We start from the raw sequence: 15,597 nt of genomic DNA, 5'->3' as shown, positions 1-15,597 counted from the left end.
ACGCGCGCCCCGGCAACTGCGCAAATGCGCGCTGCATGCAGTCCTCGCGCGGGCACACCCGGCAGCCCGGACCGATCGACACCGAGTTGCCCGGGCTCTGGATATCCAGCCCGCGCGAATAGATGAGCCGCTCGGCATGCTGCAGGTCGCAGCCCAACGCCACCGCGAAGGTCTTGCGCGGCTGGCCATGGCCGACCGGGCCGCTGCTGACCTGACGCGCCAGCCAGAAGTGGCGGCGACCGTCCGGCATGCGCGCGGTCTGGGTCAGCACCCGCCCGGGCTGGTTGAAGGCCTCGTACACGATCCACAGCGGGCACGAGCCGCCCACCTGCGAGAAGTGGAAATCGGTGGCCGAGTGCCGCTTGGACACATTGCCGGCGCGGTCCACGCGGATGAAGAAGAACGGCAGCCCGGGTGCACTGCGCCGCGCCAGCGTGCTGAGCCGGTGGCAGACCGCTTCGAAACCCACCCCGAAGCGGTGCGCCAGCGCATCGATGTCGTAGGCGCTGTGCTCGGCCGCGCGCAGGAACTGCGCATACGGCATGACCAGCGCGCCGGCGAAGTAGTTGGACATGCCGATCCGCGCCTGCGCGATCTGCTCCGGTTCGCGGAAGCCGGCGCGCGCGATCACCGCGTCGATCTGCGCCGCGTAGCCCAGCAGGGCCAGCTCGGCCGCCATCTGGAACGCCTGTTGGCCCGCTTCCAGGTAGTCGGGCAGCCACAGGGTGCGGCTGCCGCCGTCGTACACCCGCTTTTCGCGGCCGGCCTGCAGCGGCGCCACTTCCACCAGTACCCCGTGGCGGTCGGCCAGCAGCTGGCGCAGGCGCGGCGCCACATGCCCGGCCACCAGCCCCCATTCGCTGAACAGCTGCTCGGCCAGGTCGTCCAGTTCGGGAATGTGGTTGTGCATGCGGTTGAAGAAGTCGCGCACCTGGTCGCCGGCCGGCAGCGCCTGCCCGGCCTGCGGGTCGCCCAGCTGGAACTCCAACGCGGCGGCGTGCTCACGCAGCAGCAGGTGGCGGCGGTGCAGGTCGAGCAGGGCGCGGCTGATGTGGGGCAGGTTGCCGGCCATGGCGCGCAGTTCGGTGCCGCTGACCTCGTCCAGGCCAAGGTCGCGCAGGGTCTCGCCCAGCGCCTCCTGCAGCGCGGCGGGCTCATCGACGTCGAAAAGCTCGGTAACGTCGCCCAACACCTCGCGCAGCTTCTGCTGCACGGCCGGGGTCAGCGGGCGCTTGTTGCGCTCGATCTGGTTCAGGTAGCTGGCCGACAGCCCCAGCGCCCGGGCGAGGTCCGCCTGGCTGTAGCCACGCTGCTCGCGCAGCTTGAGCAGGCGCAGGCCGATCTGACGGAGGGGGAGCTGGCTATTCACAGAATTAACAGAAATCGTAGCGGGCGTTGGCCAGATTAAGCGTAGACAGCCCGGAAATCGAGGGGCGGGCTGTGAATAATGCCAATCACCTTTCGCCTCCCGCCGGTATTGCCATGACTGTTGCAGCGCCCCGTATCCGCATGTTGATCGATGGCCAGTTCGTCGAATCGGCCAGCTCGCACTGGCAGAACGTGGTCAATCCGGCCACCCAGGACGTCCTGGCCCAGGTGCCGTTCGCAACGGTGAGCGAAGTGGACGCCGCCGTGGCGTCGGCCAAGGAAGCCTTCAAGACCTGGCGCAAGACCCCGATCGGCACCCGCGCGCGCATCTTCCTGAAGTACCAGCAGTTGATCCGCGAGCACATGAGCGAGCTGGCCCACATCCTCAGCGCCGAGCAGGGCAAGACCGTGCCCGACGCCGAAGGCGATGTGTTCCGCGGCCTGGAAGTGGTCGAGCACGCGGCCGCCATCGGCAACCTGCAGCTGGGCGAACTGGCCAACAACGTGGCCAACGGCGTGGACACCTACACGCTGCTGCAGCCGCTGGGCGTGTGCGCGGGCATCACCCCGTTCAACTTCCCGGCGATGATTCCGCTGTGGATGTTCCCGATGGCGATTGCCACGGGCAACACCTTCATCCTCAAGCCGTCCGAGCAGGACCCGATGGTGACCATGCGCCTGGTGGAACTGGCGCTGGAAGCGGGCATTCCCAAGGGCGTGCTCAACGTGGTGCACGGCGGCGAAGAAGTGGTCAACGCGATCTGCGACCACCCGGACATCAAGGCCGTGTCGTTCGTGGGTTCCACCCGCGTCGGCACCCACGTGTACAACCGCGCCTCGCTGGCCGGCAAGCGCGTGCAGTGCATGATGGGCGCCAAGAACCACGCCGTGGTGCTGCCGGACGCCAACAAGGAACAGAGCCTCAACGCGATGGTCGGTGCCGCCTTCGGTGCGGCCGGCCAGCGCTGCATGGCCGCCTCCACCCTGGTGCTGGTGGGCGAAGCGCGCGAGTGGGTGCCGGACCTGGTGGCCAAGGCCAAGACGCTGAAGGTCAGCGCCGGCAGCGTGGCCGGCACCGACGTGGGCCCGGTGATTTCCTGCGCCGCCCGCGAGCGCGTGGAAAGCCTGATCGCCTCGGGCGTGGAGCAGGGCGCCAAGCTGGTGCTCGATGGCCGCAACCCGCAGGTGGACGGCTTCGAGAAGGGCAACTTCGTGGGCCCGACCATCTTCGATGGCGTCACCCCGGGCATGCGCATCTACGACGAAGAAATCTTCGGGCCGGTGCTGGTCATCCTGGAAGCGGAAACGCTGGATGACGCCATCGATCTGATCAACAGCAACCCCAACGGCAACGGCACCGCGCTGTTCACCCAGTCGGGTGCCGCCGCACGCCGCTTCCAGGAAGAGATCGACGTGGGCCAGGTCGGCATCAACGTGCCGATTCCGGTGCCGGTGCCGCTGTTCTCGTTCACCGGTTCGCGTGCGTCCAAGCTCGGCGACCTGGGCCCGTACGGCAAGCAGGTGGTGATGTTCTACACCCAGACCAAGACCATCACCGCGCGCTGGTTCGACGACGAGACCCTGGGTCACGGCGTCAACACCACGATCAGCCTGAAGTAAGCGCCTGCAAGGGCACGGAGTGTTTATGAGCAACTCGATGACGACGGAACTCGAAGAAGCGCAGCAGGCCTATAGAGAGGCTGCGCGCGACTTCGCCCAGGCCGAATTGGCGCCGCACGCCGCGCGATGGGATGCGGAGGGCATCTTTCCGCGCGAGGCGATCGCCAAGGCCGGGGAACTCGGGTTCTGTGGCTTGTACATGGACCCCGACGTCGGTGGTAGCGGCCTGAGCCGTCTGGACGCCGCCGTCGTCATCGAGGAGCTCGCCAATGTGGACCCGTCCACGGCGGCCTATATCAGCATCCACAACATGGCCTCGTGGATGGTCAGCAGCTGGGGCCAGGAAGCGCTGCGCGCCGAGTGGGGCCAGGCGCTGTCGTCGGGCAGCAAGCTGGCCTCGTACTGCCTGACCGAACCGGGCGCCGGTTCCGATGCGGCGTCGCTGAAGACCAGCGCCGTGCGCGATGGTGATCACTTCGTGCTCAACGGTTCCAAGGCCTTCATCTCCGGCGCCGGTGCCACCGAGCTGCTGGTGGTGATGGCGCGTACCGGCGGCGCCGGTGCGGGCGGGATCAGCGCGTTGGCGGTGCCGGCGGATCTTGCCGGCATCAGCTATGGCCGCAAGGAAGAGAAGATGGGCTGGAACAGCCAGCCCACCCGCGGCATCACCTTCGAAAACGTGCGCGTGCCGGTGGGCAACCTGCTCGGCGACGAAGGCGGCGGCTTCAAGCTGGCCATGAAGGGCCTGGACGGCGGCCGCATCAACATCGCGGCCTGCTCGCTGGGCGCGGCGCAGGGCGCGTTGGATGCCGCACGCCGCTACATGGGCGAGCGCCGCCAGTTCGGCAAGGCGCTGTCCGAGTTCCAGGCGCTGCAATTCAAGCTGGCCGACATGGTCACCCAGCTGGTGGCCGCGCGGCAGATGGTGCATACCGCCGCGCGCAAGCTCGACGCCGGTGCCAGCGACGCCAACGTGTGGTGCGCGATGGCCAAGCGCTTCGCCACCGACGCCGGCTTCCAGGTCTGCAACGAAGCGCTGCAGATCCACGGCGGTTACGGCTATATCCGCGAATACCCGATCGAACGCCTGCTGCGCGACAGCCGCGTGCACCAGATCCTGGAGGGCACCAACGAGATCATGCGTGTGATCGTCGCCCGCCACCTGCTCAACACCGAAGAGGAACTGCGATGATGGACTGGCGCAAGCACGAACACGTGGGCCTGAAGGTCGAGGCCGACGGCCATGTCGCGGTGGTGACCCTCGACAACCCGCCCGCGCATACCTGGACCGTGCACAGCCTGTCCGCGCTGCGCGACCTGGTGGGCGCATTGAACGCCGACCGCGATATCTACGCGCTGGTGATCACCGGTGGCGGCGAGAAGTTCTTCTCGGCCGGTGCCGATCTGAAGCAGTTCGCCTCCGGCGACAAGGCCGCCGCACGCGAGGCCGCGCGCCGCTTCGGTGAAGCGTTCGAAGCGCTGTCCGGCTTCCGTGGCGTGTCGATCGCCGCCATCAACGGCTACGCCATGGGTGGCGGTCTGGAATGCGCGCTCGCCTGCGACCTGCGCATCATCGAAGAACACGCCCAGGTGGCGCTGCCTGAAGCCACCGTGGGCCTGCTGCCGTGCGCCGGCGGCACCCAGAACCTGCCGCGCCTCGTTGGCGAAGGCTGGGCCAAGCGGATGATCCTGCTCGGCGAGCGCATCGACGCCGACACCGCTGTGCGCATCGGCCTGGCCGAGGAAAAGGTCGGCAAGGGCGAGGCCAAGGCGCTGGCGCTGGAATGGGCCCACAAGGCCGGCAAGCAGAGCCCGACCAGCATTGCCGCCTGCAAGACGCTGGTGCAGGCCACCCGCACCGGTACCCACGCATCCGCGTTGGTCAGCGAACGCGAAGCGTTCGTCGACCTGTTCGACAGCGCCGACCAGGCCGAGGGCGTGAACGCCTTCCTGGAAAAGCGCGCCGCGCAGTGGAAGAACGCATGAGCACGCCGCTGCCCAGCGACGAGGCACCGGTGCTGTTCGAGGAGCGCGCGGCCGCCAACGGCACGCGCATCGGCATCGCCACCCTCAACGCGCCGCGCACCCTCAACGGCTTCTCGCTGCCCATGGCGCACCTGCTGCATGAGCGCCTGACCGCCTGGGCCGCCGATGACGGCATCGCGCTGGTGGTGCTGCAGGGCGCCGGCGAAAAGGCGTTCTGCGCCGGCGGCGACCTGCACAGCCTGTACCAGAGCATGCGCGCCTATCGCGATGCCGGCCGCAGCGACATCCGCGACAACGCCTACGCCGCCGAATTCTTCGATGTGGAATACCGCGTCGACTACGCCATCCATACCTATCCAAAGCCGATCCTGTGCTGGGGCCATGGCATCGTGATGGGCGGCGGCATCGGCCTGATGTCCGGTGCCAGCCACCGCGTTGTCAGCGAGCGCTCGAAACTGGCCTTCCCTGAAATCACCGTCGGCCTGTTCCCCGACGTGGGTGGCAGCTGGCTGCTGCCGCGCGTGCCCGGCAAGGGCGGCCTGTTCCTGGCCCTGACCGGTGCGCCGCTCAACGCGGGTGACGCGATCTATGCCGGCCTGGCCGATATCCACATCGCCGAGGCGCAGCGCGAGACCGTGTTCAACGCGCTGGCCGACGTGCACTGGAGCCATGACGCCAAGCGCAACCACGACCAGCTCAGCGCGCTGCTGCAGCAGCACGCCAGCGACGCCGCCACCGGCCCGCTGCTGCGCAATGCGGCCACGGTCGACGCGCTGTGCAGCGGTGATGATGTGGACAGCATTGTCGCGGCCATCGGCGCGCTGCAGACCGAAGACCCCTGGCTGACCACCGCGCAGGCCACGCTGGCCGCCGGCGCGCCGGGTTCGGCCCGCTTGGCGTTCGAACTGCAGCGCCGCACCGCCGGCGCATCGCTGGCCGAGGTCTATCGGCTCGAATACATCGCCGCGCTGCATGCGGCCGCCCACGGCGACTTCGCCGAAGGCATCCGCGCGCTGCTGATCGACAAGGACCGCAACCCGCAGTGGCAGCCGCGCACCCTGGCCGACGCCACCGCCGCGTGGGCCGACACCTTCTTCGCTTCGCCCTGGTCCGAGGCCGCACATCCGCTCGCCGACCTGGGTGCCACCGTCCCTGAAAGGAGCCACGCATGAGCCGTATTGCATTCATCGGGTTGGGCAACATGGGTGGCCCGATGGCCGCCAACCTGGCCAAGGCCGGCCACGCCGTGCGCGTGTTCGACCTGGTGCCGGCCGCCGTACAGGCCGCTGTCGACGCCGGCGCGACAGCTGCCAGCTCCGCGCTGGACACGCTGACCGGCGCCGAAGTGGTCATCTCGATGCTGCCGGCCAGCCGCCACGTCGAAGGCGTGTACCTGGGCGACGACGGCATGCTCGCCGACATTCCCGGCGGCGCGCTGGTCATCGACTGCAGCACGATTGCCCCGGCCACCGCGCGCAAGGTCTCCGAAGCGGCGGCCGCGCGCGGCCTGCAGATGCTCGACGCGCCGGTGTCCGGCGGTACGGCAGGCGCACAGGCCGGCACGTTGACCTTCATTGTCGGCGGTGAAGCCGATGCGCTGGAACGCGCCCGCCCGCTGCTGCAGGCCATGGGCAAGAACATCTTCCACGTGGGCGCCAGCGGTGCCGGCCAGGTCGCCAAGCTGTGCAACAACATGGCGCTGGGCGTGATCATGGCGGTGACCGGCGAATCCATCGCACTGGGCGTGGCCCACGGGCTGGACCCGAAGGTGCTGTCGCAGATGATGGCGGTCAGTACCGGCCGCAGCTGGGCCACCGAAGTGTGCAACCCGTGGCCGGGGGTTCTGGAAAATGCGCCGGCATCGCGCGGCTACAGCGGCGGCTTCGGCAGCGACCTCATGCTCAAGGACATGGGCCTGGCCGTGGAAGCGGCGATGAGCGTGGGCGCCTCGATCCCGCTGGGTGAACTGGCCCGCAACCTGTATTCGATGAATCACCAGGCAGGGCGCGGCAAGCTGGATTTCTCCAGCGTGGTGCAGCTGCTTACGCCGGAAAAATAACCGAACAACCCCAATGCATCCCGGAAACGGGATCCACCGCGGTGGGATGGGCGGATGCACGGTCAATGCGACCGGCATCCGCCCATTTTTTTGCCTCAGACCACCGTCAGCGTCACATCGATGTTGCCGCGGGTGGCGTTGGAATACGGGCACACGATGTGCGCCTTCTGCACCAGCTCTTCCACCTGCTCACGCGGCAGGCCCGGCACGCTGATCTGCAGCGCCACTTCAATGCCGAAGCCGGTCGGAATCTGGCCGATACCCACCTTGCCGGTGATGCTGGTCTCGGCCGGCAGTGCGACCTTGGCCTGGCCGGCCACGAACTTCAGTGCGCCCAGGAAGCAGGCCGAATAGCCTGCCGCAAACAGCTGCTCCGGGTTGGTGCCCGGGCCGCCGGCGCCGCCCAGCTCGCGCGGGGTGGACAGCTGCACGTCCAGCACGTTGTCCGACGAGGTGGCGTGGCCTTCACGGCCGCCGGTGGCGGTAGCGGTGGCGGTGTACAGAACCTTTTCAATCGACATGGGAATCTCCTGGGAGTGAACGGGATGGACCGGTTGGTGAGGTGTACTGTGCGCCACCGGGCCGGACGTATGGCAACATAATGTCCAGAAAACTTGATCCGGAGTCCGAAATGGTCGACCGCCTGCAATCGCTGCTGGGCCGCTTCGCGGTCAACGCCGAGGTCTTCCACGCCGGCGCGCTGTGCGGCATCAACGACCTGCCCGCCGACGGCGAGCGCGGCCAGCTGCACCTGATCCGCGACGGCCAGGTGCGTGTGGAGCACCCCGACGGCAGCGTGCTCGAGATTACCCAACCCAGCGTGCTGGTGTACCCGCGCCCACTGGCGCACCGCTTCATCACCGACGCCACCTCGGGTGCCGACTTCGCCTGCGCCCACCTGCAGTTCGAGGGCGGTGGCAACAACCCCGTGGCCGCCGCGCTGCCGCCGGTGATCTGCCTGCCGTTGCAGGAGTTGTACGGCGGCCAGCCGATCCTGTCGGTGCTGTTCGAGGAAGCCTTCGCCCAGCGCTGCGGTCGCCAGGCGCTGCTGGACCGCCTGTTCGAAGTGGTGATGATCCAGATCCTGCGCGCGCTGATGGAAAGCGGCCAGCTGCGCGTAGGCCTGCTGGCGGGCATGGCGCACCCGCGCCTGCGTCATGCGCTGGTGGCCATGCACGAAGAACCCGCACAGGAGTGGACGCTCGAATCGCTCGCCCAGCGCGCCGGCATGTCGCGCAGCGCCTTCGCGGACAGCTTCCGCGACACCATCGGCAGTACCCCCGGCCACTACCTGCAGGGCTGGCGCACGAGCCTGGTGCAACAGGCGCTGCGCAAGGGCCAACCGCTCAAGCGCATCGCCATCGACGTGGGCTACGGCAGCGAGGCGGCGCTGTCGCGCGCGTTCAAATCACAGACCGGGCAGTCGCCGCGGCAGTGGAAGCAGGGCGTGCAGACTGCCTAGCACCGAACCGGCCTAGATCGTCCATTCCCGATCCGTCGTAAACATGATCGTCAGCCACCGGTCGGTCGATTCCTCGCCCAACGCCTCACCAATCTCGTCGCGCAGCTGGTCCCATTCCACCAGCGGGCGCGGCGGATCGTTGGCCGGCACCACGAAGAACAGTTCGATCTGTTCGCCACGGCCTACTTTGGCCACATAGCTGCGGTGTTCGACGAAGCCATGCTTGGCCACTATGGCGCGCGCAACCTCGTCCACATGTGCCTGCAGGTCCACAGGGGTAATCAACAGGATGTCCGACAGTGCCTGCCGCACCGTACCGAGCGGTGCGACCACCACAAACAGGCACACGACCAGCAGGATCGCGGGATCGATATAGGGCACCAGCCAGGACCATTGCGTGCCGCGCAGCAGCCACCCCCCGACGAAGGCGACCAGATAGGCGGCGGACATGCTTGCCGCCACCACCCAGTTCTTGGCATCCAAGGCGATGAACTCCGAGCCTATGGTGCGATTCGCGCGGCGCACGAACAGCGCCAGGCCGGTCTCGGCGATGATCGATATCACCGCGAACAGGATGGCCGGCCCAAGCGCGATCTCGCGGCCGCCGGACAGCAGCGCATCGACCGCGTTGACCGCTGCATACAATGCCGCGCCAATCATCAACGTGCCGCTGACGCCGAGCACGATCGGCTCCAGGTGCCAGAAGCCCATGGTGAAACGCTGATTCAGGCGCGACTGCAGCGCATCCACGTTGGTGGACAGGCTGATCAGCCGCACCACCAGCAACGACAGCCAGGTCATGACCACATCGATGAGGCCATAGATGCCATCGAAAATGATCAACGACGAGTTGGCGAGCAGGCCGAACGCCACTGCGGCGGCTGCCATCGCGAGCGAGGCGATGATCGACAGGCGTAGCACGCCCTGTTCAGTGGAGGCATCCAGACTGGACAGCCGAAGGGGGTTCATCAGGGAGCCTGTAATGGCGAAGTGCCAGATTCTGCGCCCAATCTACGCCGCCACCTGTTGCGGCTGCAATCATGCCGCACACGAAGAAGCCCCGGCACGCGGCCGGGGCTTCTTGATTGCACAGTGACCGATGCAGTTACTGACGTGCAGACAGCGTGACACCACTGTAAGCGGTCGCACCGACCAGCTTGATGTAGTAGGTGCCCGTCTGCGGTGCCGTGACCCGGACGGTTTCGGCGTTGCACGCGCGCACCGACTTGAAGTCCGACACGGTCGTGGTGGGTTCGTTGGCGAAGCTCACGTACAGCGAGACGTCGCCGGTACCACCCAGGGTGATCACGCTCAGCACACTGCCTGCGGTCGCGTTGAAGCTATACAGCTTCGATTCGCCCGCCGCGCCTGCCAACCCCGTCACGTCGACCTTGTTGGTCAGCGGAATGGCCGGAACGCCGCAGTTCGACTGGCACGGCGGCGGTGCGATGGCCTTGGCCACGGCGGCAGCCGCGTCCACGATGCCTGCGCCGATGGACTGGTTGGCCGCCGGCGTTACGCTCGGGACATGTGCGGTGGTCTGCAGGATGGACACCACTTCGGTGGGCGTGAGCAGGGGCAAGCCTGCATCCAGGCGCGCACCCTGCATCAGGGCGATGACGCCGCTGACGTGCGGTGCAGCCTGGGACGTGCCGGCAAAGCCGCCATACGTCTTGTCATTGGCGATGGGTGTCGTGGTTCCGCCGTTGAGCGACTGCCACACAAAGCCATTGGCCACCGCCGTGCCGGTGCTTGCGTCATTCGGATAGACGCCGCCACCCGGTGCCGCAATCTCGACGGTGGGGCCGTAGTTGGAGTAGTACGCCCGCTTGCTGGTGATGCCGGTCGAGGCCACCGTGATGGCGCCCGGGCAGCTCGCCGGCGAGAAGTTGGTGGCATCGGCATTGCTGTTGCCGGCCGACACGACCACGGTTGCGCCCAGGGCATTGGCCTTGGCGATGGCGACTGCCTGCGGGTCGGTGGCCGGGCACGCGCCGCTTCCGCCCAGGCTGAGGTTGATGACCTTGGCCGGGTTCGCGTTGACCGGCACGCCCGCTACCGTACCGCCGGCTGCCCAGACGATGGCGTCGTTGATGTCGCTGTCATAACCGCCGCAGTGACCCAGAACACGGACCGGCAGGATCTTCGCGTTGTAGGCGATGCCGGCCATGCCGACGCCGTTGTTGGTCAGCTCCGCACCCGCAGTGCTGGCAACGTGGGTACCGTGCCAGCTGCTTGCGGCGGGCGGATTGGACGCGTTGGTGCACTCGGTCTTCCAGGGCTCCTCATTGGTCCAGTCGCCCGTATCCCAGCCACCCGCAACGCGATCATCGGTGGCGCGGCCGGAGATGAGCGAGTCGGAGATGAAGTCGTAGCCCGCACTGGCCAGGCTCGTGTTGATGTCCACGTGCGTGGTGATGCCGGTGTCGAGGATCGCAATGACGATGCCGTTGCCATCGGCGACGTCCCAGGCGTTGTTCACATTGGCGCCGCCCAGATTCGAATTGCCGCCCGAAGCAACGCCATCCGGCGCCTTGAGGTGCCACTGATAGGTAGCGTAGTTCGGGTCGGACGGGACGAAGGTGGAAGGCAGCATCCCGGCCGGCGCCTTGATGTCCTCCACCGCCCGGCGCAGAACGTCGGGTGCAACGCTGAGCACGTTGGGATCCAGCGCGATCTGGTCCATGAAGGCCTTCGCCTCGGCACGGTCCAGCTTCTTCGGCACCTTGACCAGATCCGAGCCGGTGGCCAGGGCCCGCAGATACGTCACATTCCCCACGCTGGCAGCAACGCCCGTGGCGCGCAGTGCGCCATCGGCGTTCTTCAGGATGGCCGCCTTGTTGTTGCGGGTGGTCGTTCCGTCGCGATAGGTGATGATGAACCGGCCGAAGCTCTGGTTGTCGTTGAGCCCGCTCTGGTCGACGCGCACCGGGGTGCCTTGTTTGATCAGGTCATTCGATGCGGCGGACGCGGACGCGCAGAGCAACATGCCGAGCAACGTTGCGCTTGCGAGTACAGCCTTTTTTTCAGTTCTCATCTTCAACTCCGGAAGAGGTAGTGATTGTCGTAGTGAGGACAAACGAGATATCGAGCCCAACTTGCCTTCATGCGCAGCTGCGGAGCCTGCGCGATGCTGCTTCATGATCCGAAGACCAATCGTTCGCCAGGTGATGGCGGGAACCTGCTATCGCCAGAACCTGGGTCATTCGGGGTGCGCCGTTGCCATGCAGCAACGGCGAGCGTGACGGGCGGTGGACCACGTCTGGTGCCACCGCCCGGCGCCCTTCCATCAACGCGTTCGCTTACCAGCCGAAGCCGGCACCCATGCCGATCGACTTGTCGTCGCCACTGAACGCACCGCCAAGGCTGAACGTGGCACGCTCGCCGATCGCCCGCTGGTAGCCCACCGACAGCGCGGTCTCGCCGCCCTGGAAGCCGACACCCGCCGCAACGCGGTTCGGGGTATTGATGCCGGCCGCACTGGTGGCCATGTTCATCATTGCGGCGCTCATCGCACCCTGGCGATCCATGCGACGGTCCTGTTCGGCGAAGCGGGTCTCGACCTGGCCGCGGTAGTCATCGAACCGGTCACTGAGTGCACCCACCATGGTGTCCGTGTAGGTCTTGGACCGCGACAGCGTGTTGGTGCTGGCGGCGTCCATCTGGGCCACATTGACCGCGTCGGTGCTGGCGGTACCCATGGCGACATTGGTGATGGCACGCTCGGCGCCTGCGGCACCGACCGATACCGTATTGGCACGATCTGCGACCGATCCCTGGCCCATCGCGACCGCACCTTCGGCGGTCACGGAGGCGGCCTCGCCGATGGCGGTCCCCGAGGCGGCGCTTACGGTCGCCCCTTCGCCAACGGCAACCGCGTTGGTCGCTGCAGCGGTGATCGTGGCATGGGCACCCACCGCGGTGCTGCCATCGGCGCCCACCCGGGCTTCAGCACCCAGCGCGGTATCGTTGGGTCCGTGTGCGTATGCACCTTCACCCACCGCGACGCTGGTGCTCGTGTTGGCCGTCGCCGAAGAACCGATCGCAACGCCGGTTCCTTCGCCGACCACGGCCGGATCATCGCCTGCTCCGGTACCGCCGACGGCTACGCGGGGATTGGCCGGCGCGCCGGGTGCGACCGCGGGAGCGGTTTCCAGTGCACTTACGCGCCCATCGACCTGGGTCACCATGAGGTCCAGCGCCGAGAGCGCATCGCCTACGTTGAAGTAGTTGTTGCTCTGGATGAGATAGGTGGTGCCGCCCAGGCTGCCGTTGGCGCCGACCACGGTCCCGCCGCCGAGCGCGTCGGCGATGCTGCCCAGCGAGCCGAACAGCTGGCCCCCGTTGATGGCGTCGGTGCTGCCGAAGCCGATGACGCCGTCCGCGAGGTTGGTCACCCGGGTCCCGTCCACGCCGCCGAGGGTGACGCTGTCCTTGTCGTCGTCGTCGTAGGCCACTGCATTGGCGACGGTGTCTTCGACGTCGCCGATCCTGGCATTGGTGGCAAACAACTGGCTGCCGTTCACCGCGTCGGTGCTGGTTGCGCTGACATCCCCCTCTGCCACGTTGACGATCCGGCGGGTGGCCGGGCCGCCTACGCCGGTGCCGCTGCCTACCGAGACCACATCGTCGTCGACGGCTTGGGAACCCGAACCCAAGGCGACGGAGTTGGCACCCGAGGCGACGCTGCCGGTGCCCATCGCGGTGGCGTTGTCGGCATGGGCAGTGGCGCCACTGCCGTACGCCGATGCACCCGTACCGATCGCGCTCGAGGCTTCGCCTGCCGCAGTGGCGTTGTCGCCCTCAATGTACGCACCGGCATCGCTGGCACTGCTGCCCGAGGCCTTGAAGTACTTGTCGGTGTTCGCGGCCACGTCCGCAACTGCATTGAGCTGGTTGAGGTTGACCGCATCTGTCCCCTGCGTACCGGCCGCCACGTTGGTGACCTGGCGCTCCGCACCGGCCGCACCCACCGACACCGTGTTGTTGCGGGTGTTGGTGCTGCCATAGCCCAGTGCGACGCTGCTCAGCGACGAGACCGTGGCATTGCTGCCCAGCACCGTGCTGTTGGTAGCACCCGCCGCCACGGTGGCCTTGAAGCCTACGGCGGTACCGTAATCGGCCAATGCCTGCGCACCGGTACCGAATGCGTTGCTGCGGTACCCACTGGCCTGGGCCGAGCGGCTGCCGAAGGCAGTGGTGCCACCTACCGCCGTGCTCTCGTAGCCACTGGCGATGCTCGATTCACCCAGTGCGGTGCTGCTGTAGCCGCTGGCGGTGGCCTCATAACCGAGCGCCGTACCGAAGGAGCCAGACGAAATGGCACCAAAGCCGAAGGCACCGGAGAAGCTGGCGGTGGACTGGCTGAAGCTGCCCACCGCGGTGGCGTAGGTAGCCGTTGCGCTGCTGCTGTAGCCCAACGCGGTGCCCTGGGTCTTGCTGGCGGACGCCTTGGGGCCGACTGCGGTGATGTACGCACCGGCCGATTGTGCATTCCAGCCCACTGCCGAGCTGCTGATCCCGGCGGCCGCGCTGCCCGAGCCGATGGCCGAGGCATCGCTGCCGGCGGCAGAGGCGTTGGCACCGATGGCGGCGCTGTTCAGGCCAGTGGCCTGCGCGTTGCTGCCCAGCGCTGCGGCGTTCATGCCGGAGGCCAGCGCGTTGAAGCCAAGGGCGGTGGCGTTGTCGGCATAGGCGGTGGCGCCGCTGCCGTAGGCCGAAGCACCATTCCCAATCGCGTTGGAAGCCTCACCAGCCGCAGTGGCGTTGTCACCTTCGATGTACGAACCGGCATCGCTGGCGCTGCTGCCGGAGGCCTTGAAGTACTTGTCGGTGTTATCGGCCACGCTCGCAACGGCATTGAGCTGGTTGAGGTTGACCGCGTCGGTCCCCTGCGTACCGGCCGCCACGTTGGTGACCTGGCGCTCCGCACCGGCCGCACCCACCGACACCGTGTTGTTGCGGGTGTTGGTGCTGCCATAACCCAGCGCGACACTGCTCAGTGACGAAACCGTGGCATTGCTGCCCAGCACCGCGCTGTTGGTGGCAGCCGCCGCCACGGTGGCCTTGAAGCCTACGGCGGTACCGTAATCGGCCAATGCCTGCGCACCGGTACCGAATGCGTTGCTGCGGTACCCACTGGCCTGGGCCGAGCGGCTGCCGAAGGCAGTGGTGCCACCCACGGCCGTGCTCTCGTAGCCACTGGCGATGCTCGATTCACCCAGTGCGGTGCTGCTGTAGCCGCTGGCGGTGGCCTCATAACCGAGCGCCGTACCGAAGGAGCCAGACGAGATGGCGCCGAAGCCGAAGGCGCCGGAGAAGCTGGCGGTGGACTGGCTGAAGCTGCCCACGGCGGTGGCGTAGGTAGCCGTTGCGCTGCTGCTGTAGCCCAATGCGGTGCCCTGAGTCTTGCTGGCGGACGCCTTGGGGCCGACTGCGGTGCTGTAGGCACCGGCCGATTGCGCATTCCAGCCGACTGCAGAGCTGCTGATGCCCGCGGCAACGCTGCCCGAGCCGATGGCTGAGGCATCGCTGCCGGCGGCGGCGGCGTTGGCACCGATGGCGGCGCTGTTCAGGCCAGTGGCCTGCGCGTTGCTGCCCAGCGCTGCGGCGTTCATGCCGGAGGCCAGCGCGTTGAAGCCAAGGGCGGTGGCGTTGTCGGCATAGGCGGTGGCGCCGCTGCCATAGGCCGAAGCACCATTCCCAATCGCGTTGGAAGCCTCACCAGCAGCAGTGGCGTTGTCACCCTCCACGTAGGCACCGGCATCGCTTGCACTGCTGCCCGAGGCCTTGAAGTACTTGTCGGTGTTATCGGCCACGCTCGCAACGGCGCTGAGCTGGTCAAGGTTGACCGCATCGGTGCCCTCGGTGCCGGCCGCAACATTCGTGACCTGGCGCTCACTGCCCACATCGCCAACTGAAACGGTATTGGCGCGGTCGGCATAGGAGCCAGCGCCCAGCGCCACGCTGTTCACTGCGGTGGCCATTGAACTTTCGCCGACGGCGGTGGCGCTGGCAGCGTCAGCCCACGAGTTCCAGCCCAACGCCGTGGCGTAGTCGTCGGTCGCCCAGGCACCGGCGCCGAAGGCGGATGAGCCGGTAC

Annotated in this window: 11 protein-coding genes; 6 read left to right on the top strand and 5 right to left on the bottom strand. The window is 67.4% G+C overall.

Annotated features, from left to right (window positions below; translation table 11 throughout):
• On the bottom strand, nucleotides 1-1,369 hold a 1,369-nt coding region (locus ACREPD_RS18795; protein ID WP_431600726.1), incomplete at its 3' end, for a helix-turn-helix domain-containing protein.
• 113 nt (nucleotides 1,370-1,482) lie between these two features.
• On the opposite strand from ACREPD_RS18795, the gene ACREPD_RS18790 reads away from it, so the two are divergent.
• Genes ACREPD_RS18790 through mmsB form a run of 5 tightly spaced genes read left to right on the top strand, consistent with a single transcriptional unit; the run spans nucleotide 1,483 to nucleotide 7,033 of the window.
• Nucleotides 1,483-2,988, top strand: a complete 1,506-nt coding sequence (locus ACREPD_RS18790; protein WP_431600725.1) for a CoA-acylating methylmalonate-semialdehyde dehydrogenase — start codon at nucleotides 1,483-1,485, stop codon at nucleotides 2,986-2,988.
• A 25-nt stretch (nucleotides 2,989-3,013) separates the two neighbouring features.
• Complete coding sequence (locus tag ACREPD_RS18785; RefSeq protein WP_431600724.1) at nucleotides 3,014-4,180, top strand: acyl-CoA dehydrogenase family protein; 1,167 nt, start codon at nucleotides 3,014-3,016, stop codon at nucleotides 4,178-4,180.
• The gene (locus ACREPD_RS18780; RefSeq protein WP_431600723.1) at nucleotides 4,177-4,974 is read left to right on the top strand and encodes an enoyl-CoA hydratase; all 798 of its coding nucleotides are present in this window, start codon (nucleotides 4,177-4,179) and stop codon (nucleotides 4,972-4,974) included. The genes ACREPD_RS18785 and ACREPD_RS18780 overlap by 4 nt, the downstream gene beginning before the upstream one ends.
• Nucleotides 4,971-6,146 (top strand): enoyl-CoA hydratase/isomerase family protein, encoded by a 1,176-nt coding sequence (locus ACREPD_RS18775; RefSeq protein ID WP_431600722.1) that lies wholly within the window; start codon nucleotides 4,971-4,973, stop codon nucleotides 6,144-6,146. Before ACREPD_RS18780 ends, ACREPD_RS18775 begins: the two co-directional genes overlap by 4 nt.
• A complete protein-coding gene (mmsB, locus tag ACREPD_RS18770) occupies nucleotides 6,143-7,033 on the top strand; it encodes a 3-hydroxyisobutyrate dehydrogenase (protein ID WP_431600721.1) in 891 nt (296 codons plus the stop codon). Before ACREPD_RS18775 ends, mmsB begins: the two co-directional genes overlap by 4 nt.
• Nucleotides 7,034-7,128: 95 nt before the next feature.
• On the opposite strand, the gene ACREPD_RS18765 is transcribed toward mmsB, so the two are convergent.
• Nucleotides 7,129-7,554, bottom strand: coding sequence for an organic hydroperoxide resistance protein (locus tag ACREPD_RS18765; RefSeq protein ID WP_431600720.1), 426 nt, complete (start codon nucleotides 7,552-7,554; stop codon nucleotides 7,129-7,131).
• A gap of 110 nt (nucleotides 7,555-7,664) precedes the next feature.
• Here ACREPD_RS18765 and ACREPD_RS18760 point away from each other — a divergent pair, with 110 nt between their 5' ends.
• A complete protein-coding gene (locus ACREPD_RS18760; protein WP_431600727.1) occupies nucleotides 7,665-8,495 on the top strand; it encodes a cupin domain-containing protein in 831 nt (276 codons plus the stop codon).
• A 12-nt stretch (nucleotides 8,496-8,507) separates the two neighbouring features.
• Here ACREPD_RS18760 and ACREPD_RS18755 read toward each other — a convergent pair whose 3' ends face one another.
• The 3 genes from ACREPD_RS18755 to ACREPD_RS18745 form a co-directional block, all read right to left on the bottom strand.
• On the bottom strand, nucleotides 8,508-9,464 hold the full coding sequence (locus ACREPD_RS18755; RefSeq protein WP_431600719.1) for a cation diffusion facilitator family transporter: 957 nt from the start codon (nucleotides 9,462-9,464) through the stop codon (nucleotides 8,508-8,510).
• 136 nt (nucleotides 9,465-9,600) lie between these two features.
• Complete coding sequence (locus ACREPD_RS18750; protein ID WP_431600718.1) at nucleotides 9,601-11,532, bottom strand: S8 family peptidase; 1,932 nt, start codon at nucleotides 11,530-11,532, stop codon at nucleotides 9,601-9,603.
• Nucleotides 11,533-11,797: 265 nt separating this feature from the next.
• A partial coding sequence (locus ACREPD_RS18745) for a YadA family autotransporter adhesin (protein WP_431600717.1) occupies nucleotides 11,798-15,597 on the bottom strand: 3,800 nt, incomplete at its 5' end.

It is taken from the genome of Stenotrophomonas sp., from assembly GCF_050737075.1.
Taxonomy (GTDB): Bacteria; Pseudomonadota; Gammaproteobacteria; order Xanthomonadales; family Xanthomonadaceae; genus Stenotrophomonas.
This window is presented reverse-complemented; position numbering and strand designations above follow the sequence as displayed.

What these genes read in the sequence shown, in the direction of transcription:
- ACREPD_RS18790 (WP_431600725.1), top strand. Translation starts at nt 1,483, where the DNA reads ATGACTGTTGCAGCGCCCCGTATCCGCATGTTGATCGATGGCCAGTTC.
- ACREPD_RS18785 (WP_431600724.1), top strand. Translation starts at nt 3,014, where the DNA reads ATGAGCAACTCGATGACGACGGAACTCGAAGAAGCGCAGCAGGCCTAT.
- ACREPD_RS18780 (WP_431600723.1), top strand. Translation starts at nt 4,177, where the DNA reads ATGATGGACTGGCGCAAGCACGAACACGTGGGCCTGAAGGTCGAGGCC.
- ACREPD_RS18775 (WP_431600722.1), top strand. Translation starts at nt 4,971, where the DNA reads ATGAGCACGCCGCTGCCCAGCGACGAGGCACCGGTGCTGTTCGAGGAG.
- mmsB (WP_431600721.1), top strand. Translation starts at nt 6,143, where the DNA reads ATGAGCCGTATTGCATTCATCGGGTTGGGCAACATGGGTGGCCCGATG.
- ACREPD_RS18765 (WP_431600720.1), bottom strand. Translation starts at nt 7,554, where the DNA reads ATGTCGATTGAAAAGGTTCTGTACACCGCCACCGCTACCGCCACCGGC.
- ACREPD_RS18760 (WP_431600727.1), top strand. Translation starts at nt 7,665, where the DNA reads ATGGTCGACCGCCTGCAATCGCTGCTGGGCCGCTTCGCGGTCAACGCC.
- ACREPD_RS18755 (WP_431600719.1), bottom strand. Translation starts at nt 9,464, where the DNA reads ATGAACCCCCTTCGGCTGTCCAGTCTGGATGCCTCCACTGAACAGGGC.
- ACREPD_RS18750 (WP_431600718.1), bottom strand. Translation starts at nt 11,532, where the DNA reads ATGAGAACTGAAAAAAAGGCTGTACTCGCAAGCGCAACGTTGCTCGGC.